This window comes from Streptohalobacillus salinus, from assembly GCF_003201605.1.
In the GTDB taxonomy this organism is placed as follows: Bacteria; Bacillota; Bacilli; order Bacillales; family Amphibacillaceae; genus Streptohalobacillus; species Streptohalobacillus salinus.
Genome location: NZ_QJJR01000002.1, coordinates 191,719 through 217,341 on the forward strand (window position 1 = coordinate 191,719; position 25,623 = coordinate 217,341).

Genomic DNA, 25,623 nt, shown 5'->3' on the forward strand with positions numbered 1-25,623 from the left:
AATACTGTCATTCGCTTAGTCGAAAAACACTTTAAAGAATTTAGCAATCCCAGACTCTTTCGGGTCATTGCTTTGATTTGTTTTTTTCTGTTCTTTTTTCGGTTTTGCTTTTGGTTTTTGCTTAATCGCTTTCGGTTCACGATCATATGCCGCAATATCAGAAACGCCTGTTTCAAGTCGTTTCCCTTGGACCCGAGCGTTATCATAAGTGAATTTTAAAATCCCCACCCCAGATGCATATTGCGCTTCTCTTACACCAATATAATCTGGAATTGCTACACGTACGTTACCGTGGTATAAGTCTTGTGCAAGTTCCAATGCCCCTGGCATTTGCATGGTTCCACCAGTTAAGACAAAACCTCCAGGTACATCACGATAGCCTAATTTTTTGATTTCTCTTGCGACGTAAGTGAAAATTTCTTCAAGCCGTGGCTCAATAATGTCTGAGAGCTCAAGTTGATTATATGCAAAGGACTGTTCACTGCCAATTGCTTTCACTTCAAATGTTTCGCCTTCATTAGCTTCCGGGTAAAAACCATAGCCATGCTTAATTTTTTTTTTCTCTGCCTCTTCTTGGCTTGTCTTCAAACCGTAAGCGATATCTTTGGTAATGCTATCGCCACCAAGTGGTATTACGCTTGTTCCCGTTAAATGACTGTCCTCAAAGATTGATAGCGTTGTACAACCTCCACCAATATCAATTAAAGCCACACCTAAATCTTTTTCGTCTTCAGACAACGCAATAGCCCCAGTTGCTAGTGGCTGTAAGCAAATATCCGTCACATTTAAATCTGCTTTTTCTACACATTTTAACAAGTTATGTACCATCGTTCTTGATGACGTGATGATTGTTCCTTCCATTTCTAAGCGAACACCAATCATTCCTCTTGGGTCATTAATTTCTTCTAAACCATCAACGATAAATTGTTTTGGAATCACGTCAATGATTTCCCGTTCTGGAGGGAGTGAAATCACTTTAGCAGCATCAATCACGCGCGTCACATCGTCATCACCAATTTCTCTGTTTTCACTTGCAACGGCAACAATTCCTTGACACGGTTGAAGTTCAACTTGATTTCCATTAATACCAACGATTACATTGTCAATGCGCATATCAACCATGCGTTCTGCACTTTCAATCGCCTCTCTAATTGATTGAACCGTCTTATCAATATCTACAATTCCACCCTTTTTTAATCCGTGTGATTTCGCGGCACCGACACCAATAATATTCAGACTCTCACCATTGATTTCGCCGATAATCACTTTCACTTTTGATGTTCCGATATCTAAACCGACTAAAATTTCATTATCCAAATCAAGGCACCTCCTAATCAACCATCAATTTTCCATTCGTTTCATTATCATTTTTATACAAAGCATCAATTTTTTCATATACATAACATAAATATTCCTAAATTTACTTAAAACTTATAGAATGTTCTTTTTCAGTATATCATTTTATTGCCAGTTATTTAATAGCATATTAAAAAAATATTCATAATACTTAAATTCATCACGACAGATTAAAGCCCTCTCTTTTTTTACCGTGAGATTCAATCATGATCGCTCGCTTATTTATTCAGCTTCGCTTGGCGTTTCTTTTGACTAAGGTCAAACAAATAACGACGAATTAATGCGATGTTTTGGAATAAACGCCAACCGAAAGCAAATACTGCCGCTAAGTACAAATCTACCCCTAATTGTGCACCAATAAACGTTAACAGCACAGCGAGCGTGATGTTAAAAAAGAAACCCGTCAAGAAAACTTGTGCATTAAATACCCGTTCAAGATGGGCACGGATGCCCCCTAGTAATGTATCAAAAGCGGCCAAGATCGCAATTGACAAATAATTCGAATAATATTCTGGAATAGTGATATCAGACAGTAAGCCTAGCAACACACCGATTAATAAAAAAATAATTGATAACCACATTACTCATCACCTGTTTCTAAGTCATCTGTAATTGAGATGAACTCTAAATCTAATTGATCCGAAAAAGCTGGTATGTCTAATTCTTCCTTTTCTTCTACATCAATCGTTATGTTATGAAGCAATAAATCCTCACGCGACTGGCTAACTGCTAAATAGTTAGACAGACGTTCAAGGTCATCTGCAGTTACCTTAATGGTTACTGGAAGGTCTCTAATCGGCCGTTGATTAACATAAACACGCCCACTCACGTCTCGTATCGCTGAATGGTTAACAATCCGTTCGTCTTCTACTGCAATAGCTATCGCGCCGTACAAGTTTAACTCATTCAAAAATCGATTGAGCAGCTCAGAGGTAATCTTTGGAAACGGTTCATCAGATTCAACGGCTTGAAAATCGGCTTGCCATGTGATTTCTAAACCCGGTGCCGTTATTCGCGTTAGACCAGCTTGCGCCATTAATTCTTTAATGCTCGATTGTAAGGTTTGAATTTGCGCTAAACGCGAGGTCGTATCGTAATCATTTTTCATCGCTGTTAGCGACTGAAACTCTTCTTGAAGTTCAATCCGACGTTCCTGTTCTGTCTGTAAAGCTGTTCTAATTTCCCAAAGATCACGTGTGTCTCGTTGTTCTGTTTCTGGTTTTATATTCAGATGTAAGCTAATCATAAAACCAATCAATAATGTTGCGAAGGCAAATAGCCAAATCGATTTATTCTTCATCTCTCTAATAACTCCCTTAATTATGTTCCATCACAATCTGATTCATTTGTTTATATTCGACTTCAATTTGGTCATTAACTAACTCATCAATTACACCTTGCGCTAGAGTTAAGCTATTCATTAATGTGTCCTTGTTACCAATCGCTTCAATCTCAAAGGGGGCAGGATAACTTTTACCATCAACTGAAATAACGGGTCCGACACAAACGACATGACTATCTGCATAAATTCGTTGCCCATTAATCGCAATCGCTTCAGCGCCGGCACTATACAGTTCATTGAGAACTAATTGAATATGGTAATCGTGTACAATATAGTCGTTTACATTTTCTTCACTTGGAACAAAGTTTTGATCTTTCAGTGAAAGAAATATACCTTCTCCTTCAATGTTTAATTCACCGACATACGCTTGTAAAGTTTGTTTTAACTCAACAGCTTCAGTTAAGGTCTGCTGTTCATTAGAGAAATTCTCTTCCATCTTCATTAAATCTAAACGTAAGTCATTAATATCTTGTTGTAACGTTTGGTTACGGGCTTCTAAATCAATCAGTTGTTGACGATAATGGAAGGTCCGATCCCATTCTTCATCAGTAATTTCTTCCGTATCATTAAAAAAACTGGTATGTTGGTACCCCACTGCAATAAGGTAGCCAAATACAAACAACACGAATGATAAAATCACGTGTTTTCCATTTAATTTCATTCAACTACATCCTCATCTTCTGTTTCTACATCTTCAAGATAGATTTCTTGGTCTGGATCAACTACTTCTTCACTTGGGTCGAACGCATTAAACACTGCACCACCCGCTCCAATCTCAATTAATCCTGGATCATTGGAATCAAGCTGACTAACAATTGAGGGATAACTCTTTATATGATTAGAAAAATCACGTATTGAGGTTTTTAACTCAAACCCATTCGTCATGTACAAATGAATTTGATACGGATTTGCTTCAGTAGGTGCATAGTGCAATTCAGAAATGTGGTCAACCAACTGTGGTTTCGTTTCTTTAAGTTGTGAAATCAGTAATTCTAGGTATTCATCATCACCAAAGTTAATCATTAGTGGTGCATCTCCTGGGTAACTGTCTAATGATGCATGATCAAGTTGCGTGCCGTTTTCTAATATAGGTATTATTTTGGTATTGTTGTACAAATATCCGACTGTACTGTTTTCGGTAATTTCAATTCGAACATCTTGGGGGAAGTGCCGTGTGACAGTAACACTTTTAATTTCCTTTATTCTCGTGATTTCTTTTTCGATAGCTGCTTTTTCAAAGCTCCAAATACTTAATTCTTCCGTTAATCCGCTCACTTCTAAAATATCTACTTCATCAAGATAATGCTGACCTTCGACTTGAATCGTTCTTATATGACTAAGTGGCGTTTCTAAATAAACCACAATAAGAATTAACAGCAACAATACAGTCAAATAGAACATAAACCGACGCTTTGCTTTTTTACGTCGTGTTTCTTTAAGGTTTGGAATACGATCTTCTATTGAAACGATGTTTTTTTCTCTTTTTTCTCTCATTTTATGCACCCTTTTTCGATAAATGATAACTTCACAGGGTATTGTTTAGTTAGTTAAATTATAGCACAGATTTAACCAGATAAGGGCTTACGACAATCAGACTATCGAACGCTTTTAACGCTTGTTTTTCATGAACACATTGACCGTGAAACGTTTGTTCTTACCGGAAATCATCTCACCTGTTTTAGATTGATAAACACACTTGCTTTTTCTAGCATTTCCTAGCAATGTCGAACGGATTAATCGTCAGTCAAAGCAAAAAATATTCAAATACAACAAAACGGAGTGGATACTTCACTCCGTTTTGTTACACCGTCTATGACTTACCCATCAGTACCTGAACGTTCATTACTCTTATAGTTGTTTAACAGTCGAGATAAATAAATCCCCGCGTTTTTCAAAGGTTGCAAATTGATCCCAACTTGCGCATGCTGGAGACAGTAGTATAACATCACCTGCTTGACTATCGCACCAAGCTGCTTTAATCATCTCATCTAAGGTCTCGCCAGTTGTGATCACTGGGATTCCGGCGTTTTCACCGGTTGCTTTAAGTTTGTCTTTTGTTTCACCATATAAGTATAACCCGACAACTCGGGTTAAATACGGTAACAAATCCTCAAACCCATTTCCACGGTCCAAGCCTCCCGCAATTAATCGTGTTGGTTGTTTAAATGCCTGTAACGCTTTTGTCGTTGCCAATATATTCGTCGCTTTTGAATCGTTATAAAATAACCGCCCTTGCTTCTCACCAACAAACTGCAGGCGATGTTTAACACCATCAAAAGTTGTCAACGTCTGCTTTATCCCAGCAAGGGTTGCTCCTAATAATAGCGTTGCTGCTACACTCGCTAAAATGTTAGCTAAATTATGTTCCCCAACTAAGCGAATGTGTTCAACAGCTATCACTGGTGTCGTTTGAAAATAGACCCAGTCATCTTTTAGATAAGCACCCGTTTCACAAATCTGCGTCGTTGAAAATGGCACTAAGGTTGCTTTACTCGTATTGACTAACTCAACAACATCTTGGTCATCAAGATTGTAAACCAAATAATCCTCTGCCGTTTGATTGGTAAATAGTTTCGCTTTGGCCAACTTATAACTTTCATAAGACCCGTGATAATCGAGGTGTGCTTCTGATAGATTAAGTAACGCAGCTACCTTTGGCTTAAAGGTTTCTGTTCCCATTAATTGAAAAGACGATAATTCCAATACCAACGTAGCATTTTCAGCTAAGTCAGCTGCAATTTCAATGGCTACCTCTCCAATATTTCCAGCTACTGCCACGTTTTGTTCACTGTTTTTCAACATCAGATGACTGAGTGTCGTCGTGGTTGTTTTTCCGTTTGATCCAGTGATTCCTAAAATGTTCTCATCCAACATATATTGTAAACATTCAATTTCAGTCAATATTGGCATCCCTAATTGTTCAGCTTTTTCAATCATAACATTTGAATAAGGAATACCTGGATTTTTAATAACACAGTCAACGTTTTCAAGCAACCGCGTATCATGTTCTCCGACAACAATGGTGATACCTTGTTGTCGAAGACGCACCACTGCTTCGTCATCGTCTGCTGTTTTTAAATCATTGGCATACACGTTTAATCCTTGTTGACTTAATACACACGCCGTTGCCGTTCCACTTTTCGCAAGACCTAACACCAGTACATTCTGATAAGGAAAATGCTTTAATTTATTTTTCATTAGATTATCACCTCATAGATAACAGTCAACAGCGCTAATAGTAAGCCTACCGACCAGAATACACCTACCACTTTCCACTCGGACCAGCCTTTAAGTTCAAAGTGATGATGGATTGGGCTCATTAAGAAGACACGTTTACCACGTGTTTTGAAAGAAACAACTTGAATCATTACGGACAGCGTTTCGATCACAAATACGCCGCCGAGGATTATAAGCAATAGTTCTTGATGCAAGAGGACACTGATTGCGCCTAGCAATCCACCTAACGCTAATGAACCGGTATCTCCCATAAATACTTTTGCCGGATATTTATTAAACACTAAAAACCCAAGTAAGCTTCCAACAATACTTAGACCGACAATTTCAACGGTTTCAAATCCCCCGTAACTACTAGCTAACACGCTAAAGGCAAAGAAACTAATCGCGCCAAGTCCAGCAACCAAACCATCTAGACCATCAGTTAAATTCACAGCATTCGAGGAACCAACGAGTAATACCACTACAAAAACCGGATACAACCAGGCTAAATCTATCGTTAACGAACTAAATGGTACAACAATTTCGCTTACTAATAAATCTTGAGCCATTAAAAAAAACACAGCACCGACAACGATTTGTCCCATTAACTTTTGCAAAGAAGTTAAACCTAGATTTCGTTTTAAGATAACTTTAATAAAGTCGTCCAAAAAACCCAAGGTTCCAAACCCTAAAAACACGAACATTAAAAGGCCAAATTCTTTTAAGAACCAGCTACCGGTTAAAAAGCGATGAGCGAAGAAACTAGTCAACACCGTGGCAATGATAAACAGTATACCACCCATTGTTGGCGTACCTGTTTTTTTCATGTGTGATTGAGGTCCTTCTTCCCGGATGCTTTGCCCGAACTTCAAACGGCGCAATAGTGGAATAACAATTGGACTAAACCCAACCATTATTAAAAAGCTGATAAATATAACAAGTATTCTTGATAATAGATCCATTTATAAACCTCCGTGATTTGTTAAATCATTCATTGTAAGTTGCTCTATTACTTTTTCTAATTGCATGCCTCGCGATGCTTTAAAAGCAAGCAGTGACGGTTTACTTAATTGATTTAAATAAGTAGACAAGGCTGCTCTCGTTTCAAAATGATGGTGTTTAATTTGCTCATTGGTTTTAATATGCCGGGCTGCTTCACCTACTGTCAATAATAGATCAACTTTATCTGTAACATAAGCACCTACCATGCGGTGATAATCCTCTGTCTTTTCACCTAATTCATACATGTCACCCAAAATGAGAACTTTTTGTTTGGTCGTCTCTAAATCACTTACGATGTCAATCAACCCACACATCGATGTTGGTGAGGCATTATATGCATCATTAATCACCTGATGGGGGCCTTTACTAGTTACCTCAAAACGCATGCCAGTCTTAATCATGTTATCAAAACCAGCTTGAATCGCTGCATCAGAGACACCTAAGTGATGAGCAATCGCGACTGCGTAACTCGCATTCTTCGCATGGTGCTTACCCACTAACGGGATGTTAAACGGTGTCTGATGATTCAGTTGGAAAGAGGTCCCATCACTAGTCACAACGACTGCTTCAATTCTGTAGTCATGCCGCTCTTCGAAGCCAACGCGAATGGTTTTGACCGCATAGTTTTTATTTAAAAGTGGTTCATCTCCATCATAAACGAATACACCACCCTTAGTTAACCCGGTCAGAATCTCAAGTTTGGCTTCGCTAATTCCCATTTTCGTTTTTAAAAATTCGATGTGGGATTCACCGATATTTGTGATGACTGCAATATCAGGTCGTGCTAAATTTGATAACACCTCTATTTCCCCTTTAGCACTCATTCCCATTTCTAACACTAATATTTCAGTTGTCGCTGGCATATTCAAGATGGTTAAAGGTAAACCAATATGGTTATTAAAGTTACCTTTTGTCACATGCGTTCGGAAGCTAGCTTTTAAAACACTGGCAACTAAATCTTTCGTTGAGGTTTTACCATTTGAGCCAGTGATGCCAATCACTTTTGGATCAACCTTATCTCGATACACCTTTGCCAACTGTTGTAGTGCTTCTAATGTATCGTCCACATAATAGATGACTGGTTTCGTTGTTAAGTGCTCAGGAAAGGGGTGATCCTTTTGCCAGAAGACAGCAAGAGCGCCTTGAGCTATTGCTACTTCGATAAAATCATGCCCATTAAAGTGATCACCGATTAGCGGGACATATAACTGATTAGTTAAATCTTGACGTGTATCTGTACCTACCCCTTTTAATTCCTGGTTTAATCCACCCTCAACATCAGTGGTGATTTTTTTTAAGTCACTGTCTTTAATCATTTGTCCTCACCTAAGTCTTTCATCATAAATGTTTGCGCAATTTGATAATCATCGAAAGGATACGTCGTTCCGTTAATGATCTGATAGGTCTCATGCCCCTTGCCAGCGATAATGATGACATCACCAGCTCGTGCTTTGCTGATTGCTTTTTCAATCGCCAATCGCCGATCTACTTCAATGGTGAAAGCCGACGATTGCATACCTTTTTTCATATCCTCTATGATCTGCAAGGGATCTTCTGAACGCGGGTTATCTGACGTGAGCAACGTATAATCACTTAGACGATCACTTACTTCCGCCATTAACGGGCGTTTTGTTTTATCCCGATCGCCCCCGCACCCAATCACACAGTAAACCTTTCCTTTTGCAAATGAACGCGCCGTTTCAAGAACATTTTCCAATGAATCTGGTGTATGGGCATAATCAATAATCACCGAATAGGCTTTATTACTATCAACAGCTTCAAAGCGACCTTTAACCCCTTTAATCGTCGCAAAACTAGAAGCAATGACAGCAAGGGGGACGTTTGAAACATAGGCAACCGCAATCGCTGCCAAGCTGTTGTAAACATTAAATTCTCCGATGAGTTTTGTCTCAATCGTGATCGCTTCGCCGCGCACCACCACTGTGTACTTGCTGTGATCGGCGTAAAGTTCGATATCTTTGGCATAGATATCACTTGCTTCGGATAAACCATACGTGATGACTGGTTGTGCTGTTACATCAATAAAACTTGCGCTATGCGCATCGTCTAGATTAATGATTGCATATTTAGGCCGTTCACTGTCATAGCGGTTGCCTAATTGTTGAAACAGGCGCTCTTTAGCGTGACGATAGTCGGCCATCGTCTGGTGAAAGTCCAAATGATCTTGCGTTAAATTAGTTAGTACAGCAATATCATAATCGATGCCACGGACGCGCCCTTCTTTTAAAGCATGCGAAGAAACTTCCATGATGCAGTGATCAACTTCAGCTTCTTGCATTAAAGCAAAATGTTGAAACAAAAAAGATGGCTCTGGTGTCGTATTTTTGATTGGAAACGTTTCTTCACCTATTTTCAACTGAATCGTACCGATTAACGCCGTTTTTTCTTGATGTTGCTTGAAAATGGCTTCCAATAAATACGTAATGGATGTTTTACCATTCGTCCCCGTAATTCCAATCATATGTAAATCATTGGTTGGGAAATTATATAACCGATTAGCTAAGTAGCTCATCACACGCAGGGAATCATTCACTCTGATGACCGCGATATCCTGACGGACTACTTCTTTTTCTACAATAACTGCTACCGCCCCTTGATTTACTGCTTGATCAATATAATCGTGTCCATCAACGGTATAGCCTTTGATACAAATAAACAAGTGACCATCTGCGACATTTCTCGAATCGCTCGTCATTCCTGTAATTGTTACTTCTTTTTCATTTAGCCATTCATATGCATAAGGGAATTGACTAATAAGTTGATGTAAGGATTTCACCTTTCATCACACACCTTTCTCTAAGTTTCCATTCGTAAAAAAAAGGCATTCATAAATGAATGCCTTTTTTTTAATACATTCCGTCTTATTATACCAAAAAATACAGCTAGCTAAAACGATTCAATTGGATTAGTTTAATAACTACACGTTCATATTTGTTTAATCATTAGCCGTTGGCGTTTCAGGTTCTTCCGCTTCAAAATCAGTAAAATCCGCTAAAAGATAGTGCCCCTCTGATAATTCAGTGCCAATTGCAACGCTTTGTTTTTCTAAATAACCCGTACCAGCTACTTCTAAATCTAAATCCATTAAATCAGCAAATTGGGTGACCGTACGGAGTGATTCCCCTTTTAAATTAGGCATGGTTGGTTGGTTTGTCACTAAAATAATTGTTTGAGTTGAAAGGATTTTTTCACCCATTTGCACATTACTGCCGACAATTTCACTACCTTCACCGACAACCAACGGCTTAACACCATGACCTTCTAAGTTTTCAACCACTTCTGCAGTCGCTTGTTTCTTGACCGCAGGCATGATTAGCTCACTTACGTCTTCTTCGATTTCTTTATCAGGTTGAATGTTTAAATAATGCAGGGCGTTCTCCATCACATGATTAAAAATAAAGGATACTGGTTTAGAACCCGATTCGGTTTCTTTAAGTTTAGGTTGTTTCACCGTCACATACATTAATAACTTCGGATCATCACTCGGAGCCATTCCTACAAATGAAAAGATGTAGTTTTCTCGTCCACTTAAATAACCACTAGCACCACCTGAAATTTGCGCTGTACCTGTCTTGCCAGCCAGCGTATACGAAGGTAAGTGGAAAATATTATGCGCCGTTCCCGTGTCGGAAGTAACGACAGACTCCATCGCGCTTAGCACTTGATCTGCAGTTGACTTTGAGATTGGTGTCCCTACCGACGTCGGTTCAGTGTTGCTTATAACTTTATTTGTATTTGGATCTGTTATCTCTTTAATCACAAACGGTTTCATCATCTCGCCGTCATTGGCAATTGCAGTCGCTGCTTGTATTAACTGAATTGGACTTACTGTTGTTCCTTGGCCAAACGCAGCATTTAACTGTTCAATCGGGTAATTAAAGACAATTCTCCCCGCTTGTTCTCGAGGTAAATCAACACCGGTTTCTTGGTCGAAATGGAAAGCTTTCAAGTAATTAAGGAAGGTGCTAGGTCCAATTTTCTCCCAAACAAGTTTCGCCATTGCGACGTTCGATGACCGCTGGAAACCTTCTGCGAAAGTAATACTTCCCCAATGTTTACGATAATCAGGAACCGGTCGATTAATTTCAGGAATCTTATATGTTCCAGATTTGTAATATTCATCTGGATTATAAACCCCTTCTTCAATCGCTGCAGCTAAAGTAAAAATCTTCATTGTTGAGCCGGGCTCAATTGGCGTTGAAACGACATCATTGTACCAATTGCTCACATCCTCTAAATCATTTGGATTATATGAGGGGCGATTACCTAACGCAATAATTTCACCCGTTTTCGGATTGACAACTGTTGCAGTAATCCGCTCAGGCTCAAATGTTTCCTCGACTTGGGATAACGCGTCCTCTAAAATCGTTTGAACTTTCTGGTCAATGGTTAATTTCACATGATAGCCGTCTTTTTTCTCTTCGATCACTTCATTAGCAGCCAACAAGCGGCGGTTATAGTTATCCGTTTGATATGTAATTGAACCATTAATGCCTGCTAGTTGATCGTCAAGTTGTGCTTCTATGCCCGTAATACCGGTAATGTCATGTGTATCGTCTGCTTGTGCTAGTCCAATCACGTGCGAGGCGAACATACCATTTGGATAATAGCGCTTCGCTTCATCTATAAAGTGAATGCCTGGTAACTCAAGTGCTTCAATTGCTAATTTTTGTTCACGTGATAAATTTTGGCCTGTTTGACCAAATTCGACTTGAAAACGTTCATTTTCTCTTCCCTCAATAAGAATCTCTTTTATTTTTACCGTATCCATTTCAAGAATTTGTGACAAACTCTCAGCTGTTTGGTCAATGTCAGCAACATGATTCAATCTTTTTTCGGGGTCAGGTGAAAAATCTTCATCAACGATCGCATAAATACGATGGACGGTTAAATCTTGCGCTAATGCCATCCCATTACGATCAACAATTGTACCACGTGTTGCATGAATCGTGGTATCTGCTTCTCGTTGTTGTGTTGCCCATCCTTCTAAATCAAAACCTTGAACCTGACCTGTTGCTTGAATATAGATAACACGAAAAGATACGATAAGAAAAAAGAGCAGAAAGAGAAACAAGAAAAACGTCACTGTCCAATTTGTCGTGGTTTTCTTTTTCATTCTCATACGCCCTTTTCAAAATAATCTCTTTATTCAATTGTCGTTGCTTGTTTTACTTTTGTGTTTTGAATATCTAAACCATTTTCTTTTGCGATGGCTAGAATACGTTCTGGGTTCGAATATTCCATTTTTTGATAGGTTAAGTTTTCATTGAGCGTCGTCTGTTCAGAAACATCGCCCTTTAAGCTTTCAATGTTTCTGTTTAATTGATCAACATTTGAACTCATATGTACCAACAAGAACAAAGCGACAGCGAACATCGCAGCATATGCACCCCACAGGACATATTCTCCTGTTGTGTACTTTTTAGACTTAACAACAACTTTAACTTGTTTGGACTGTTGGCGTTTAGGTGCTGTCGGTTGATATGATCTCGCATGATTAATACTCATCATTAATCCCGTCCTTTTTGATAGAAGAAGTTTTTGTCCCATACTTTAACTTTTTCAACAATCCGAAGCTTGGCTGAGCGTGATCGGCGGTTTTCTTCTAATTCAGAATCATCAGCGACAATTGGTTTTCGTGTAATCAATTTAAATGGTGGTTGACTTTGTTCTGGTACAACTGGCATGTTCCTAGGTAGTGGTGGGACAGAACTCCACTTTTTAAATGCTTGTTTACAAATCCGATCTTCTAATGAATGGAATGTAATAACGGCAATGCGCCCACCAATCGCACACCTTTCAGCTGCTTGATGCAATACATCATAAAAAGCATTTAATTCATCATTCACTGCAATGCGAATCGCTTGAAAGATACGTTTTGCTGGATGTGGTCCTTTTCTTCTGGCAGCTGCAGGGATCGCTGTTTTAATTAATTCTGCCAACTCCAATGTTGTTTCAATTGGTTTCTTTTCTCGTTCCTGTTCAATCGCTCGTGCGATTTGTTTGGAAAACTTTTCTTCACCATAGGTAAAGAAAATATGAACAAGCGCCTGAAACGTCCATTCATTTACAACTTGATATGCTGATAACTGACTTGTTTGGTCCATTCGCATATCAAGTGGGGCATCATTGTGATAACTAAATCCACGTTCAGTATGATCAAGTTGTGGTGAAGAAACACCTAAATCAAATAAAAAGCCATCTACGTTGTCAATGTCATATGTATGTAACACATCATTCAGATGTCTGAAATTCGAGTGAATAAAGGTAATATTATCGACATAAGCTTCTAGCCGTTTTTTGGCTGCGTCTAACGCCTGTTCATCTTGATCAAAACAAATCAATCGACCCGTTGTTAACTGTTTTGCGATTTCTAATGAATGACCACCAGCTCCCAGTGTGCCGTCTACATAAACGCCAGTAGGGTCAATATTTAAACCTTCAATCGTTTTTTCTCTTAAGACACTTTCATGATTAAACAATGTTTCCACCTCCTCAGTCGTTATAAATCCAATTCCATCATGTTTTCTGCTATATCACTAAAGGTTGAGGCGCTTTCTTCCATATAGCTTGTCCAGACTTCCTCAGCCCAAATTTCAATTCGATTTGATACCCCAACAACTGCGCATGCTTTTTCTATCGTTGCATAACTTGTCAATTGCGTTGGAAGATTGATGCGTCCTTGCTTATCAACTTCACATTCAAGGGCACCTGAAAAGAAAAACCGAGAAAATGCTCGGGCATCTTTTTTAGTTAAGGGTAATTTTTTTATTTTTTCTTCTAGAATATGCCACTCATCGATGGGATACACGAATAGACACTGATCAAGGCCGCGTGTGACTACAAAGCGTTCGCCTAAATCGTCACGAAACTTAGCCGGCATGATTAACCGACCCTTTGAATCTATATTATGTTTGTATTCTCCCATAAACATAATAATCGCCACCTTTTTTTACAGTTTACCACATCCCCCCACTTCCCACCACATATTTTTGGAATATTCCTAGAAGAAATGTAAAATAGTACATGTGTTCGCATAAGCTATGTAAAACAATAGGTTAAGCGCTTACATTAATCCTTCTTTAGTTGCGTACAGTCAGAAACGCATTTTAGTACTATGTATTCATAATCAAGAAATATAGACCCGTCAAACTTCTCATTATTGGTCATTAACATAAAAAAAAGACCCACAAGGGGTCCTAACACTAGTTCATTATAACGGATTTATCACACTTAAGATGAACAATACCAAGTAAGCAGGAAATTGAATCAAAAATAGACTCCGTAAGTATAGCTTGATCAATCGCCGGAAATAAATATCTCCCACCATCCGCCACTGGATAACCATTAATAAGATAAATAAGAATATAAGACCAATCCATAAATATAACAGTTCAAACAGGTGGTAGGATTCTTGCAAGATAATTACATTAGCGATCAAAAAAAACACACTCGATAATTCGATCCCCTGATGAATGGCTTTCTTCTTTTGATGGTGAACACGCTTCATTATGTAATACGTTGCAATGAGTACAACAGGTGGAAAACTTATCAGTACAGCAACAATAGTTGCTAACGCTTCAGTCACAGACATCCCTCCTCATTGATCCTTTTGACTGGCTACAGGCTACTACCGACCAATATGACTTAATCACACGAAAATCGCTGAACGCGTGAGATCAGTAACTTAAATGCAATCGCTCTAGAGCCCTGTTATTAAAGTCCGCCAAAATATTCATTACTAGTTTGCATTAAAACAAACTAGCTGTCAATGACATATCATTACCAACTAATGAAAGTGAAGGGCAAGACTTCCGCTTAAAGATGAGTGCGTTTTATGTTGATTACTTAACCGCAAATAGGTAGCAACCACCAGCGAATAAAAGCATAAAAAAATACTAGCCAATTGGCTAGTATTTTTCAACGCGGTTTTATGCTTCAACCACTTGTTTTCCATCATATTGACCACATGATTTACAAACATGGTGAGACTTAGTAAGCTCGCCACAGTTAGAACATGCTACCATACCTGGCACCTGTAATTTTTTGTGTGTACGTCGTTGATTCTTCACCTTTTTAGATGTTTTTCTTTTTGGTACTGCCATGTCTTACACCTCCTTCACTTCCGAAACGAAAATCCCCTTTATCAGATAAAGGATGGGAAGTGATCTTTACACTTATCCTTATTGATTTTCATTCTTATCATCACGTAATAATGACTGTAATTTAGACATTCTTGGATCGATTTGATCCGTACTATCATTTTCTTCAACTACAGTCCAGCCGTCTCCAGCTGATAAAGCATGAGCCTCGATAACTTCCGGGTCAGCAAAGACACGAAATGGAATCTCTAATAATACATTTTCCTTGATAAAAGGTTCTAAGTCAAGTATTTCTCCATCAACTGGATGAATTTCTGACTCATCTTCCTCCTTGTAGTACGTATCAATGGAAAACACTTCTACAGTATGAATATCAAATGGATAAGGGACATCAACCAATGATCGTGCACATGGCAAAATCATCTTGCCCTTAATTGATAGGTTTACTGTAATTAACTTATTTTGCGCAGTGGCTACACCAGCCACTTCTACTGAACCAACTTTACGGATATCATTATCCATTGATTCGAGCTCGGATACATCAACTTCACCTTCGAAAGGAAAGCCCTCTTCTTGGCGAAGTATCTTCTGAATTGAAATTTTCATATCTCTCACCTCGGAAAGCACAACGTTTATTGTAAAAGGAAACTGACCATTTGTCAATATTTTTTCTTTACAGACGTTGATATTTTTAGAATCGCTTAACTTGCATGTAAATTATGATACAATACCGCTTAGAAGGAGTGAATGATATTGAAAGCTTTAGGTTTAATTGTTGAGTATAATCCTTTTCATAACGGTCACCTCTATCATATCGAAGAAAGCTTGAAAAAGTCAAACGCTGAGGTTGTTATTGCAGTGATGAGTGGTCAATTTCTACAACGCGGCGCACCTGCAATCGTTGATAAGTTCACCCGGGCAAAGATGGCAATTGATCACGGCTGTGATTTAGTGATTGAATTACCAACAATTTTCGCCACCCAACATAGTGATATTTTTTCAACAGCCGCACTTACGCTATTAAATAAATGTCAAATAGACCACTTAATTTTCGGCAGTGAATCAGGGGATATCGATGCACTAATGGGTCTACAAAACAAGTTAGATGCTAACCGTTCAGCGATTAATCAATCGATAAAGCCGTATTTAGATGATGGATTAAATTATCCGCTCGCTTATCAAAAAGCCGTCGTAGCATTGGGACTTCAATCAGATGAAAAATCCACCCCCAATAACATTTTAGGGTTGGGGTATATTAAGGCCCGAAATGCAATAAATCCAGACATCACTATCGGTACGATTAAGCGGAAACAAGCAGCTTATCATGATGGCGTCTTACAAACCCCTATTTCTAGCGCCACAGCTATACGCAATAGCCTCTTTGAAGAAACAAAGCAACCAGAAACGGCGATGCCTAAGAAGGCTTACCATGATTTAATTAGTTATCGAACTCAAACCGGTCGTTACCACAGTTGGGATTTATATTATCCTTACATAAAATACCGTTTACTAACAGATGACTTATCGGAACTGAGAACCATTCAGGGGATGGATGAAGGAATTGAGTACCGACTCGTTCGTGCGGCTAAGCAGGCGACAACGTTTACCGAATTTCTCAAGATGATTCATACGAAGCGATACACCCATACAAGAATTTCACGTCTACTCGTTCAATTACTCTTATCCATTAAAGCAGTTGATGTTGAATCACAATTAAATGCCCTACCAAAGCTTAATCAATTCCGGCTTCTTGGACAATCAAAACAAGGCGAACGGTATCTGAAATACTTAAAACACAGGGCGGATATTTCATTTTTTGGACAAGTAAAAAAAGAGATGCCGCCTCACCTTTCACTTGATGTGACTGCTTCTCGTATTTATTACCAGCCGTTGATGGACACGTTTATCTCTAGAGAATTCCGCCCCCCTTATCGGGGCGATAATGAATTAAACGAAGCCACTACTATTCAAACAGATATCACAAACGACAAGCCCTTTCTATGAGCTTGTCGTTTGTTATTTACTTGCCGTGTGCGATTTGTAAATCAGTTAAATAGTTTAAGGCATCATCAATCGTATCTACCGGCACGATTGCCATGTCTGACCCAATAGCTTCCGCTGTTTGTTTGGCAACCAAATAATTCGAATGTTCACGACCTTCTTCATTCGGCACAAAGAAAATATCACACGCTTGTTTATCAGCGGCCACTACTTTTTTATCCACACCACCAATGCGATGGACAGATCCATCATAATCGATTTCACCAGTAGCAGCGATGTTTAACCCGTGCGTAATGTCTTCTGACGTCAATTGATCATAGACCTCAAGCGCAAGTGCTAAACCGGCGCTTGGACCTCCAATATCGCCACTATCAAATACAACGTCTCTACTTAACTCAACCTCTCGATTAGTTACCAATTGAATACCAATCCCAAAATCATCAGCATCAGTCTCAAAAGGTACGAGTTCAATTATTGTTTCAAATGATTCTTCATCCCTGATTACAGTAAACTTGAGTTCGTCATGAACTTGGTAACTTTCTACTTTTTCGATTAAATCATCAGCATCAACAATGGATTGTCCTTCAATTGCAATAATCTTATCACCTGTTTCAAGCACAGCTTCTGCCGGCATCCCCGCTAAAACATCAACGACATAAACCCCTTCATATTCAACGTGATAGTCAACATTCGCTTGATCAAAAGCAACGAGCACTGACTTTTGTTGGGCGCTTTCCATCATCATTAATTGATTTTTCATATAGTTATCGCGATCATATCCTTCCGGAAAAACTTCTTCAAGCGGATAAATATCTTGATAATCTGAAAATAGCGCAATAATATAATTCAGCGGTGTCGCTCGACCGCCTCTAATGGTTACTAAATGCATGTCTCCTTCACTGTCATAACCCGCTTCAACCGCAACCACAGGGTTTAATGGATCGGCTGATCCAGGCTTATAAATGTAATAAGGTAGTGGTAATAAACTCCCAATCAGAATGACACTAATAAACACTAAAAATATTCCGTGTTTTTTCACCCACTGCATTTGATTCCCTCCATTTCTATGTCGCCGAAAAGGTTAAATCTTTCAATCCCTAAGATTACCCCTCCTAAGCGAATATATGTTCGATTTTTATTTTAAACTTAAACCGAACATAATCTGTTCAGTTTAAGCGCACTCTTTATTGGTCAAATTTTCGTTTTAACGCGAGTTCAACACAAGGCGGCACTAAATCCGCAACATTCGCATTGTATTTTGCTACTTCTTTAACCATACTTGAACTGAGGAAAGAATACTTGTTGTTTGACATAATGAAAAATGTCTCTACATTCTTATTTAACTTGCGGTTCATTGAGGTTATTTGTAGTTCATACTCAAAATCACTGACTGCTCTGAGCCCTCTTACTACAGCTTCTGCTTGCTTTTCACGCGCATAATCCATCAATAATCCGCCGTGACGATCAATCGAAACATTTTCAATGTGAGCAGTCGCTTCTGTTATCAGACGCATGCGTTCTTCCACCGTAAACAATGGTTCTTTTGAATCATTATGAAATACGGCAACAATAACGTGTTCAAATACTTTTGCCGCGCGTTCAATGATATCTAAATGACCATACGTGATCGGGTCAAAGCTTCCTGGACATATCGCTAACTTAGTCATGATCATTTCCTTCTTTCTGATACAATGAAATCACGGTAATGCCACCATATTTTTCACTGCGCAATTGTTTAAAACCATGGATGATTTCTGGTAAAACGACTGATGTATCGTGCTCCAATATTAACAATGTGTTTTCATTCGTGAGATTATATTTGGTAAGCGCTTCAAGAATTTTATCATAAAAGTCTTGTTTATAGGGCGGATCTAAAAAGATATAATCAAAAATAATCTCGCGTTTACCTAATGCTTTTAATGCTCTAAACGCATCGTTACGGTATACTTCTGCTCGCTCATTCAAAGCCAAACTTGTTAAGTTTTCTTTCACTTTTTGAATGGCTTGTAATTGTTGATCGACGAATATTACCTTATCGATGCCACGACTAAGCGCCTCAATTCCTAGACCGCCGCTTCCCGCAAATAAATCCAATGCAACGCCGCCGTTAAAGAAGGGTCCAATCCGATTAAAAAGTGCTTCTTTTACTTTATCTGATGTTGGACGCGTTAACTTATTGGCGACAGTGTTTAATTTTCTTCCCTTATGTTCGCCAGCGACAACTCGCAAACGAATCACCTCTCTCATGCGTTCTTCACTTACTGTTATGTAGATATTTCGATGAATACTTTAGTATCCTATCACAATTTAATCACAATGACAAAAAGACTTATAACCTGTTGTTATAAGTCTTAAATGCCCATCTCATATTCATAATCCTTCTTCTTATCAAGCTTCTTACTCTCAAAGGTTGTCCGAATCATTGGTTTATGTGAATAAGCGACTTTTGAGACATATGCCAACTTCTCAAATTTTTCGTATTTTTCTTCAATTTCTTCTTGGTCAACATAAATAACGGCATAACGAAGCTTTCTGGAAACACTAATTAGATGTCCATAACGTTTCAATTGCTTAATATTTTTCATATGCTGAAACCAAACAATCAACCCTTGCCTTTTAGTACGTATCAAACCATTCACCTCTTTAATTATGCACTACAACCACAACCGCCGCCAGTACTACAACCCTTTTTATGCTCAGTAAACAACGCATGTTCTCTTTCAACAATAATATCTTCACTGATTGTGTGCGCAAGCTGCTCTGTTACATCTTCTAATAAGGTCTGTAATTGACGCTCAGCCTGAGTAAAAGCAGCTACGGTGTCATGCATATCTATTTCACGTTTAAGTAAACGCGTTTCTTTTAAAATTTTGCTGTAATCTGGGTGATAACGTCCAAATCGCTCAATATCTTCATAGTCGATTTTCTTCTGTTCAAACGTCCGAATTAATGCTTGGGCTTCGGAGTCTTTCTTTAATTGTTCTTTTTTATTTAAATAATTAACCATCGCTTCTGAGTGATTAATCATTGAAATTAATTCATCTGTTTCATCTAATAAATCAATAATTTCTATAGTTGCTAACATTAAAAACACCTCCACTTCTCTAACTATACCAGTATTTATTTGGATTGAAAAGCAACAGCTTACATTTCACAGAAAAAAATGTTTCAATCCTCGCAATACAGTAAAATACATTTCATAAAAATAATTATTTTCTAATTTGTTTTTCACTATCAAAATTTTATCATACATGATATATTTCAATGAGAAGCATCATCAAAGACTTACTGGAGGGTTACGCATTGCGCAAATTACTAACAAAACGACAATGGTCGCTGATCTTTGTTGGAATCATATTAATAATTTTCTTCTTATTTATATTCCCGGTTTCGTTACCGTTAGTATTTGGGTTTATTACGGCATTGTTTTTAAATCCAATCATTAATAGTATCGAATCACGATTTAAATTGAATCGCAAACTAAGTACAACGCTTGTTTATCTTGCTTTTTTATTTCTATTTATTTTCATTGGCGCTTACATCACAACCAACGCTATCACACAGTTAATTGATCTTGTAGAAAATGCACCAGAGTATATTTTACAAGTGAACGGTATGGTACTAGAATGGAGCCAAGACTTAGAACGTGTTTTAGAAGACTTGCCCTCTGAATTCATTACAGAAGTACGTGCAAGCATCGAAAGTTCTGTTCAGCAATTAACAACCATCTTAAGAGCATGGGTACGCGTTGATCGTTTAGCTAAGATTGTTGCTGCCATTCCCAATTATATCGTAAGTTTTGTTGTTTATTTGATTGCTTTATTCTTATTCATGTTAGAGTTACCTATTTTAAAAGCGAAATTCTATTCATTGTTTTCTGAAGATACATCTGAAAAAATCCAATTTATGAACAAGCGTTTAAAAAGTGTTCTTGTTGGTTTTTTAAAAGCACAATTCTTTGTTAGTTTAATCATTCTAGCTGTCACACTAATCGGCTTATTTATCATTATTCCAAAATACGCAATGATTATGGCAATAACTATTTGGCTAATTGATTTAATTCCGATTATCGGTTCGATCGCCATTTTAGCCCCTTGGTCAGTTTACATGTTTTTGACCGGGAACATCCTTATGGGGACTCAACTTGCGATTTTAGCAATTATTCTCTTGGCCATTCGACGCACCGTAGAACCGAAAGTAATGGGTCAACACATTGGCCTGTCACCGTTAGCGACGCTTATTGCGATGTATGTTGGCTTAAAATTGTTAGGATTCTTAGGCTTTTTCATTGGACCACTCGTTGTTATTGCCTTCACTTCTGCCAAAGAAGCAGGCATCATTAAATTCAATCTAAAGCTATAATCAAAGTCTTATCATACAATAGACAAAAACACGATCCGAATGGATCGTGTTTTAGCCTAGTTGCGCATTTTCATGCAATCTATTTAATTGTTTCTCTAAATTATCTAGTAACGCTTTACCTTCCACTTCTTCGATTAAATTCAAGCGAACAGCAAAGTCAATTTCACGTGATAACCCAAACATCTGTGTATCTAAAACCTCTTCATATAGAGGACACTGAGGCATCATTAAATTATCCATTTGTACTTGGATTAATTTCAATATTTTATCCGCATCTGCCTTCAGAAGGGCATAGGCTTTGTTAGCATCCGTCAGTATAGCTTTTTCCATCATACAAATCCCCCTCTACAATAGATCCTTCTTTTATTTATATTAAAGGTATTAAATAAAAATTGCAAGTCATTTCAAAAGAAGACCTTGATCAAATGATCACGATTATACAGTCAGTTTCGAATATATTCATCTACAAAAATAACCCTTGTTAACGACATAAACGCTTCGTTAACAAGGGCCTTCTCTTCCGCATTTTAATCTCTCACTTTATTATAATAGTTGACACCAAATTGAGAACCTTCACTAACCATGTCTACATTTCCTACATCTTCACTGTCATAGCCCGCTGCTTCTTCTAATGGAAAATCATCATGTTTTTTTAATTTCAGTTTGAAAAGTAAATCTTCTCCTTTTTCTTTCAAACTTGAACGACGCTCTGAATTAAGTAGTAATAAACCTGCACTTGCAGCCACCCCAGTAATCACGCCTGCAGCCATATATGCTTTAGTTTGTTTATTCATAATTCTCCTCCCTTTCCTTTACTATAAGAATTCCCATTAATAAGCGACACTAAACGTCAAGCTTTTTCTCTTTTTGATGAATTCCTTCTATCTCTTCATTCTCATTTCACTTGATTTATGCTAAAATAAGCAATAATAGCAGAATAAACAAGTGAGCAATTGATTGACAGAAGCGGAGGAATATGAAATGGATGTAAAATGTCCTATTTGCGATCGCATTGATGATATAGATTATAATTCACCATTAGCCAAAAAATTACGAAATAGAAGAAAGCATCTTTATTTATGTACAGAATGCTCCGAGCGTATTGCTAAAAACACTGAAGCGCGCCATCGTTCTGGTGATTTCAAATTATATGAAGAAAAATATGAAGACGACCCTTACTTATCGTAAAGGTCGTCTTCACATTTAGTTAGATATTATTTTAGTTCTAAATAGCGACTAATCACTTCATCTACGATATCTGGGTGACCGGCAACGAGTGGTTCTTGTTTTAAAAAACTAAGTGGTGATCCGTCTGCTTGCTTTATCACACCGCCTACTTCATTATACAAAATGGCTCCGGCCGCAAAATCCCATGGATACAGTTTAAAAGAAACATAACCATCAACAATAGCTTCTGTCAAATATGCAAATTCAAGTGCAGCTGAACCATAGGTTCTAACCCCACGTACGCGCTTCACAAGTTCTCGAACTTTCACATCATCTACATATGGATTTTCGGTCGTCCATAATGTATTCATCATAAAAATTGAAGTCTCTAGCGTTTTTGCGTTAGCTATACGCTGAAGTAAACGCTCATTTTTATAGGCCCCTTGCCCTTTTTTAGCATGATACAATACATCTGCCATGACATCATAGACAAGCCCAATCTCACCTACATCTTCATGAAAAACAGCTAAAGAAATTGAAAACAGTCTTTTTTGATGAATAAAATTCATTGTCCCGTCAATCGGATCAATGATCCACACTGTACCCGTTAGCGCTTCTACTTTGTCGCCGAACCCTTCTTCAGATAAAATGAAGTGACCTGGAAAGTGAGTGCGGATTTTGTTAGCGAAAAATTGTTCAACTGCCTTATCCATCTCTGTTACAAGATCATTTTCATTTGATTTCGTATCAATTTCTCGTGGATCATCAATACGTTTTCGAATCATTTCTCCTGCCTCTAGAACCCAGCTTTTAGCTGCTTGATAAACGGTTTCTGTTTGAAATTTTTCCATAATTATTGTCCCTCTTTTCTTTTTTTAATCCTTCATTTTTCTTTATTTTAGTAATCAACGTTTCACGACGCATTAACAAGGAGAACTTCTGCAATATATGTTAAAATGAAAAGTAGCGTTGCTATCTATGCCGGTATCATTAAGTGAAGCTACAGCCCTAAATCAGGCTGAACGTATTAAATCGATCAGCGATAGATTCTAAGGCTTGTTTCTAACCTGTTAAGGCACGAAAGCTACACTAGAATTTTTCAAATAAACCACAAAAAATATCATAAGTAGTGTCAGCTTTATCAATTGATAATTGTTTTTTTAATAGTTTATTTACCGTTGTTCATTTTCAGGTACATTTTTTCAGTGCGTTTAGCTGTTTCGATGGTCTGATACAAGGAGTAACCGGTATCTTTTTCAAACTTACGCCCTATCTGTTTTTCTTCACCTTTACTGGAAACAACTGTTTTGAACGCTTTATATTTATCGATCAGTTCTTTGGTTGAAACGGCTTGATGATAACTTTTTTCAACAATATCTAAATACTCTACAACTTTTACCATTTCTTCAGTTGACCAATCCAAATCAATTGGGAATGAATAATTCATGTCTTCACCTCTTCAAAATTTTTTATGGCTATTTATATTTTTTTTTGCTATAATTCTTTTGCTTTAACACACAATTTTTTCTATTAAAGGAGTTTATTATGCAATCACATGAAAAAACACCTCTGTTTACGGGGTTAATCAAACACATAGAAAATAACCCGGTGCCATTTCATATCCCCGGTCATAAAAACGGACGCGGTATGGATAAAACATTTCGCGATTTCATTGGTGAAAACACGCTAGCGATTGACTTAATCAATATCGCTCCACTTGATGATTTGCATCATCCCAGCGGTATGATCAAGGAAGCAGAAGCTTTAGCTGCTGATGCTTTTGGTGCAGAGTACACCTTTTTTAGCGTTCAAGGCACAAGCAGCCCTATAATGGCGATGGTCCTTAGTGTATGCCGACCAGGCGATAAGATTATTGTACCACGAAACATTCATAAATCGGTGACCTCAGCCTTAATTTTTTCTGGTGCCATCCCCATCTTTGTTCATCCTGAGCTAGATACTGAGCTAGGCATTGCGCATGGAATTACACCCATTTCTGTTGAACATGCCATACAACAACACCCCGATGCGAAAGCAGTCTTTGTTATAAACCCTACTTATTACGGGGTTTCAGCTGACCTTAAGCATATCGTTGATATTGCTCATAGTCATGGCATACCTGTACTTGTTGATGAAGCACATGGGGTCCATATTCACTTCCATGAAGATTTACCAGTCTCCGCAATGGCTGCTGGTGCTGATCTTGCAGCAACAAGTGTGCATAAGCTCGGAGGATCGATGACTGGTAGCTCCGTCTTAAATGGTCGGACAGGCTTCGTAAATAAAGAACGTGTCCAGACAGTATTGTCAATGCTAACAACGACATCAACTTCTTATGTATTACTAGCATCACTCGATGTCAGTAGAAAATATTTAAAAACACAAGGTTATGATCGATTGAGTGAAACAATTACTTACGCGAATCGCTTGCGCCAACAAATTAATGCGCTTGATTACTTGTATTGTCCTGGCAGTGAAATTTTAGGCACTGATGCTACATTTGACTATGATCCTACTAAAATTTTGGTTTCAGTCAAACAACTTGGACTTACAGGATACGACGTAGAGAAGTGGTTGCGACTTCATTATAATATTGAAGTTGAATTATCAGATATGTACAACATCCTTTGCATCATTACTCCTGGGGATTCTAAAGAAACCATAAATTTACTGCTTATGGCCTTATCTGAACTTGTTAGAACTTATAGCAAAGATGCTACCGAACGTACCGTTCAAGTTAGTCATCCACCTATTCCTACTTTGGCAATGTCACCGAGAGATGCCTTTTATGCTGAAATAGAAGTGATTCCTTTAAAAGCTAGTGCCAACCGCATTAGTGCAGAATCTATTATGATTTACCCACCTGGGATTCCTATTTTTATTCCTGGAGAAATTATTACTACAGAAAGCCTTGATTATATTGAAGCAAATGTTGAAGCAGGGTTACCCGTACAAGGACTAGAAGATGAAACGCTAGAAACCATTCATGTCATTAAAGAAATGCATGCAATTACTTAAAAAATAAACACGTGTCAAACGTTAGGCAGTACTTGC

29 protein-coding genes are annotated in these 25,623 nt (G+C 38.0%); 4 read left to right on the forward strand and 25 right to left on the reverse strand.

Going from position 1 to position 25,623, the window contains the following annotated elements:
* Positions 1 to 15 precede the first annotated feature (15 nt).
* From ftsA to DES38_RS02455, 16 genes are all read right to left on the reverse strand, one after another.
* The gene (gene ftsA / locus DES38_RS02380; protein WP_110250483.1) at positions 16 to 1,317 is read right to left on the reverse strand and encodes a cell division protein FtsA; all 1,302 of its coding nucleotides are present in this window, start codon (positions 1,315 to 1,317) and stop codon (positions 16 to 18) included.
* A 257-nt stretch (positions 1,318 to 1,574) separates the two neighbouring features.
* Positions 1,575 to 1,937 (reverse strand): small basic family protein, encoded by a 363-nt coding sequence (locus DES38_RS02385; RefSeq protein ID WP_110250484.1) that lies wholly within the window; start codon positions 1,935 to 1,937, stop codon positions 1,575 to 1,577.
* A complete protein-coding gene (locus tag DES38_RS02390) occupies positions 1,937 to 2,656 on the reverse strand; it encodes a DUF881 domain-containing protein (protein WP_110250485.1) in 720 nt (239 codons plus the stop codon). Before DES38_RS02390 ends, DES38_RS02385 begins: the two co-directional genes overlap by 1 nt.
* Positions 2,657 to 2,672: 16 nt before the next feature.
* Complete coding sequence (locus DES38_RS02395) at positions 2,673 to 3,359, reverse strand: DUF881 domain-containing protein (protein ID WP_110250486.1); 687 nt, start codon at positions 3,357 to 3,359, stop codon at positions 2,673 to 2,675.
* On the reverse strand, positions 3,356 to 4,192 hold the full coding sequence (locus DES38_RS02400; RefSeq protein WP_110250487.1) for a cell division protein FtsQ/DivIB: 837 nt from the start codon (positions 4,190 to 4,192) through the stop codon (positions 3,356 to 3,358). Before DES38_RS02400 ends, DES38_RS02395 begins: the two co-directional genes overlap by 4 nt.
* A gap of 354 nt (positions 4,193 to 4,546) precedes the next feature.
* Positions 4,547 to 5,896 (reverse strand): UDP-N-acetylmuramoyl-L-alanine--D-glutamate ligase, encoded by a 1,350-nt coding sequence (murD, locus tag DES38_RS02405; RefSeq protein ID WP_110250488.1) that lies wholly within the window; start codon positions 5,894 to 5,896, stop codon positions 4,547 to 4,549.
* A complete protein-coding gene (gene mraY / locus DES38_RS02410) occupies positions 5,896 to 6,876 on the reverse strand; it encodes a phospho-N-acetylmuramoyl-pentapeptide-transferase (RefSeq protein ID WP_110250489.1) in 981 nt (326 codons plus the stop codon). Before mraY ends, murD begins: the two co-directional genes overlap by 1 nt.
* Positions 6,877 to 8,232 (reverse strand): UDP-N-acetylmuramoyl-tripeptide--D-alanyl-D-alanine ligase, encoded by a 1,356-nt coding sequence (locus tag DES38_RS02415; protein ID WP_110250490.1) that lies wholly within the window; start codon positions 8,230 to 8,232, stop codon positions 6,877 to 6,879.
* Positions 8,229 to 9,713, reverse strand: coding sequence for a UDP-N-acetylmuramoyl-L-alanyl-D-glutamate--2,6-diaminopimelate ligase (locus tag DES38_RS02420; protein ID WP_110250491.1), 1,485 nt, complete (start codon positions 9,711 to 9,713; stop codon positions 8,229 to 8,231). The genes DES38_RS02415 and DES38_RS02420 overlap by 4 nt, the downstream gene beginning before the upstream one ends.
* 159 nt (positions 9,714 to 9,872) lie before the next feature.
* Positions 9,873 to 12,053: a penicillin-binding transpeptidase domain-containing protein gene (locus DES38_RS02425; RefSeq protein ID WP_110250492.1), complete on the reverse strand. Its 2,181-nt coding sequence runs from the start codon at positions 12,051 to 12,053 to the stop codon at positions 9,873 to 9,875.
* Between the two features lie 29 nt (positions 12,054 to 12,082).
* A complete protein-coding gene (gene ftsL2, locus DES38_RS02430; RefSeq protein ID WP_245881942.1) occupies positions 12,083 to 12,448 on the reverse strand; it encodes a cell division protein FtsL in 366 nt (121 codons plus the stop codon).
* Positions 12,448 to 13,419 carry a 16S rRNA (cytosine(1402)-N(4))-methyltransferase RsmH gene (gene rsmH / locus DES38_RS02435; protein ID WP_110250493.1) on the reverse strand — a complete coding sequence of 324 codons (972 nt, stop codon included), beginning with the start codon at positions 13,417 to 13,419 and terminating at the stop codon, positions 12,448 to 12,450. The genes ftsL2 and rsmH overlap by 1 nt, the downstream gene beginning before the upstream one ends.
* Before the next feature lie 20 nt (positions 13,420 to 13,439).
* Entirely contained in the window at positions 13,440 to 13,871 is a 432-nt protein-coding gene (gene mraZ, locus DES38_RS02440) for a division/cell wall cluster transcriptional repressor MraZ (RefSeq protein WP_110250494.1), read from the reverse strand.
* Between the two features lie 279 nt (positions 13,872 to 14,150).
* Positions 14,151 to 14,525, reverse strand: a complete 375-nt coding sequence (locus DES38_RS02445) for a DUF3397 domain-containing protein (protein WP_170114310.1) — start codon at positions 14,523 to 14,525, stop codon at positions 14,151 to 14,153.
* Between the two features lie 343 nt (positions 14,526 to 14,868).
* On the reverse strand, positions 14,869 to 15,042 hold the full coding sequence (gene rpmF / locus DES38_RS02450) for a 50S ribosomal protein L32 (protein WP_110250496.1): 174 nt from the start codon (positions 15,040 to 15,042) through the stop codon (positions 14,869 to 14,871).
* Positions 15,043 to 15,120: 78 nt separating this feature from the next.
* Positions 15,121 to 15,645, reverse strand: a complete 525-nt coding sequence (locus DES38_RS02455; protein ID WP_110250497.1) for a YceD family protein — start codon at positions 15,643 to 15,645, stop codon at positions 15,121 to 15,123.
* 147 nt (positions 15,646 to 15,792) lie between these two features.
* Between DES38_RS02455 and DES38_RS02460 the strand changes: the two genes are divergently transcribed.
* Positions 15,793 to 17,043, forward strand: coding sequence for a nucleotidyltransferase (locus DES38_RS02460; protein ID WP_170114311.1), 1,251 nt, complete (start codon positions 15,793 to 15,795; stop codon positions 17,041 to 17,043).
* A gap of 16 nt (positions 17,044 to 17,059) precedes the next feature.
* Here the strand turns inward: DES38_RS02460 and DES38_RS02465 are convergent, their stop codons facing one another.
* The 5 genes from DES38_RS02465 to DES38_RS02485 form a co-directional block, all read right to left on the reverse strand.
* Positions 17,060 to 18,088 (reverse strand): SepM family pheromone-processing serine protease, encoded by a 1,029-nt coding sequence (locus tag DES38_RS02465; RefSeq protein ID WP_110250499.1) that lies wholly within the window; start codon positions 18,086 to 18,088, stop codon positions 17,060 to 17,062.
* A 136-nt stretch (positions 18,089 to 18,224) separates the two neighbouring features.
* On the reverse strand, positions 18,225 to 18,707 hold the full coding sequence (coaD, locus tag DES38_RS02470) for a pantetheine-phosphate adenylyltransferase (RefSeq protein WP_110250500.1): 483 nt from the start codon (positions 18,705 to 18,707) through the stop codon (positions 18,225 to 18,227).
* Positions 18,700 to 19,287 (reverse strand): 16S rRNA (guanine(966)-N(2))-methyltransferase RsmD, encoded by a 588-nt coding sequence (gene rsmD / locus DES38_RS02475; RefSeq protein ID WP_281267679.1) that lies wholly within the window; start codon positions 19,285 to 19,287, stop codon positions 18,700 to 18,702. Before rsmD ends, coaD begins: the two co-directional genes overlap by 8 nt.
* 104 nt (positions 19,288 to 19,391) lie before the next feature.
* Positions 19,392 to 19,667 (reverse strand): YlbG family protein, encoded by a 276-nt coding sequence (locus DES38_RS02480; RefSeq protein ID WP_170114317.1) that lies wholly within the window; start codon positions 19,665 to 19,667, stop codon positions 19,392 to 19,394.
* A 20-nt stretch (positions 19,668 to 19,687) separates the two neighbouring features.
* The gene (locus DES38_RS02485; RefSeq protein WP_110250502.1) at positions 19,688 to 20,125 is read right to left on the reverse strand and encodes a YlbF/YmcA family competence regulator; all 438 of its coding nucleotides are present in this window, start codon (positions 20,123 to 20,125) and stop codon (positions 19,688 to 19,690) included.
* A 218-nt stretch (positions 20,126 to 20,343) separates the two neighbouring features.
* Here DES38_RS02485 and ytvI point away from each other — a divergent pair, with 218 nt between their 5' ends.
* A complete protein-coding gene (gene ytvI, locus DES38_RS02490; protein WP_110250503.1) occupies positions 20,344 to 21,402 on the forward strand; it encodes a sporulation integral membrane protein YtvI in 1,059 nt (352 codons plus the stop codon).
* Between the two features lie 51 nt (positions 21,403 to 21,453).
* On the opposite strand, the gene DES38_RS02495 is transcribed toward ytvI, so the two are convergent.
* Positions 21,454 to 21,732, reverse strand: coding sequence for an Fpa/YlaN family protein (locus tag DES38_RS02495; protein ID WP_425450526.1), 279 nt, complete (start codon positions 21,730 to 21,732; stop codon positions 21,454 to 21,456).
* Positions 21,733 to 21,929: 197 nt separating this feature from the next.
* A complete protein-coding gene (locus DES38_RS02500) occupies positions 21,930 to 22,196 on the reverse strand; it encodes a hypothetical protein (RefSeq protein WP_245881943.1) in 267 nt (88 codons plus the stop codon).
* A 187-nt stretch (positions 22,197 to 22,383) separates the two neighbouring features.
* Between DES38_RS02500 and DES38_RS02505 the strand changes: the two genes are divergently transcribed.
* Complete coding sequence (locus DES38_RS02505) at positions 22,384 to 22,590, forward strand: YlaI family protein (protein WP_110250505.1); 207 nt, start codon at positions 22,384 to 22,386, stop codon at positions 22,588 to 22,590.
* A 26-nt stretch (positions 22,591 to 22,616) separates the two neighbouring features.
* Here the strand turns inward: DES38_RS02505 and DES38_RS02510 are convergent, their stop codons facing one another.
* Entirely contained in the window at positions 22,617 to 23,420 is an 804-nt protein-coding gene (locus tag DES38_RS02510) for an inositol monophosphatase family protein (protein ID WP_110250506.1), read from the reverse strand.
* A 317-nt stretch (positions 23,421 to 23,737) separates the two neighbouring features.
* Complete coding sequence (locus DES38_RS02515; protein WP_110250507.1) at positions 23,738 to 24,016, reverse strand: UPF0223 family protein; 279 nt, start codon at positions 24,014 to 24,016, stop codon at positions 23,738 to 23,740.
* Positions 24,017 to 24,114: 98 nt separating this feature from the next.
* On the opposite strand from DES38_RS02515, the gene DES38_RS02520 reads away from it, so the two are divergent.
* Positions 24,115 to 25,587 carry an aminotransferase class I/II-fold pyridoxal phosphate-dependent enzyme gene (locus DES38_RS02520; RefSeq protein WP_110250508.1) on the forward strand — a complete coding sequence of 491 codons (1,473 nt, stop codon included), beginning with the start codon at positions 24,115 to 24,117 and terminating at the stop codon, positions 25,585 to 25,587.
* Positions 25,588 to 25,623: the final 36 nt, after the last annotated feature.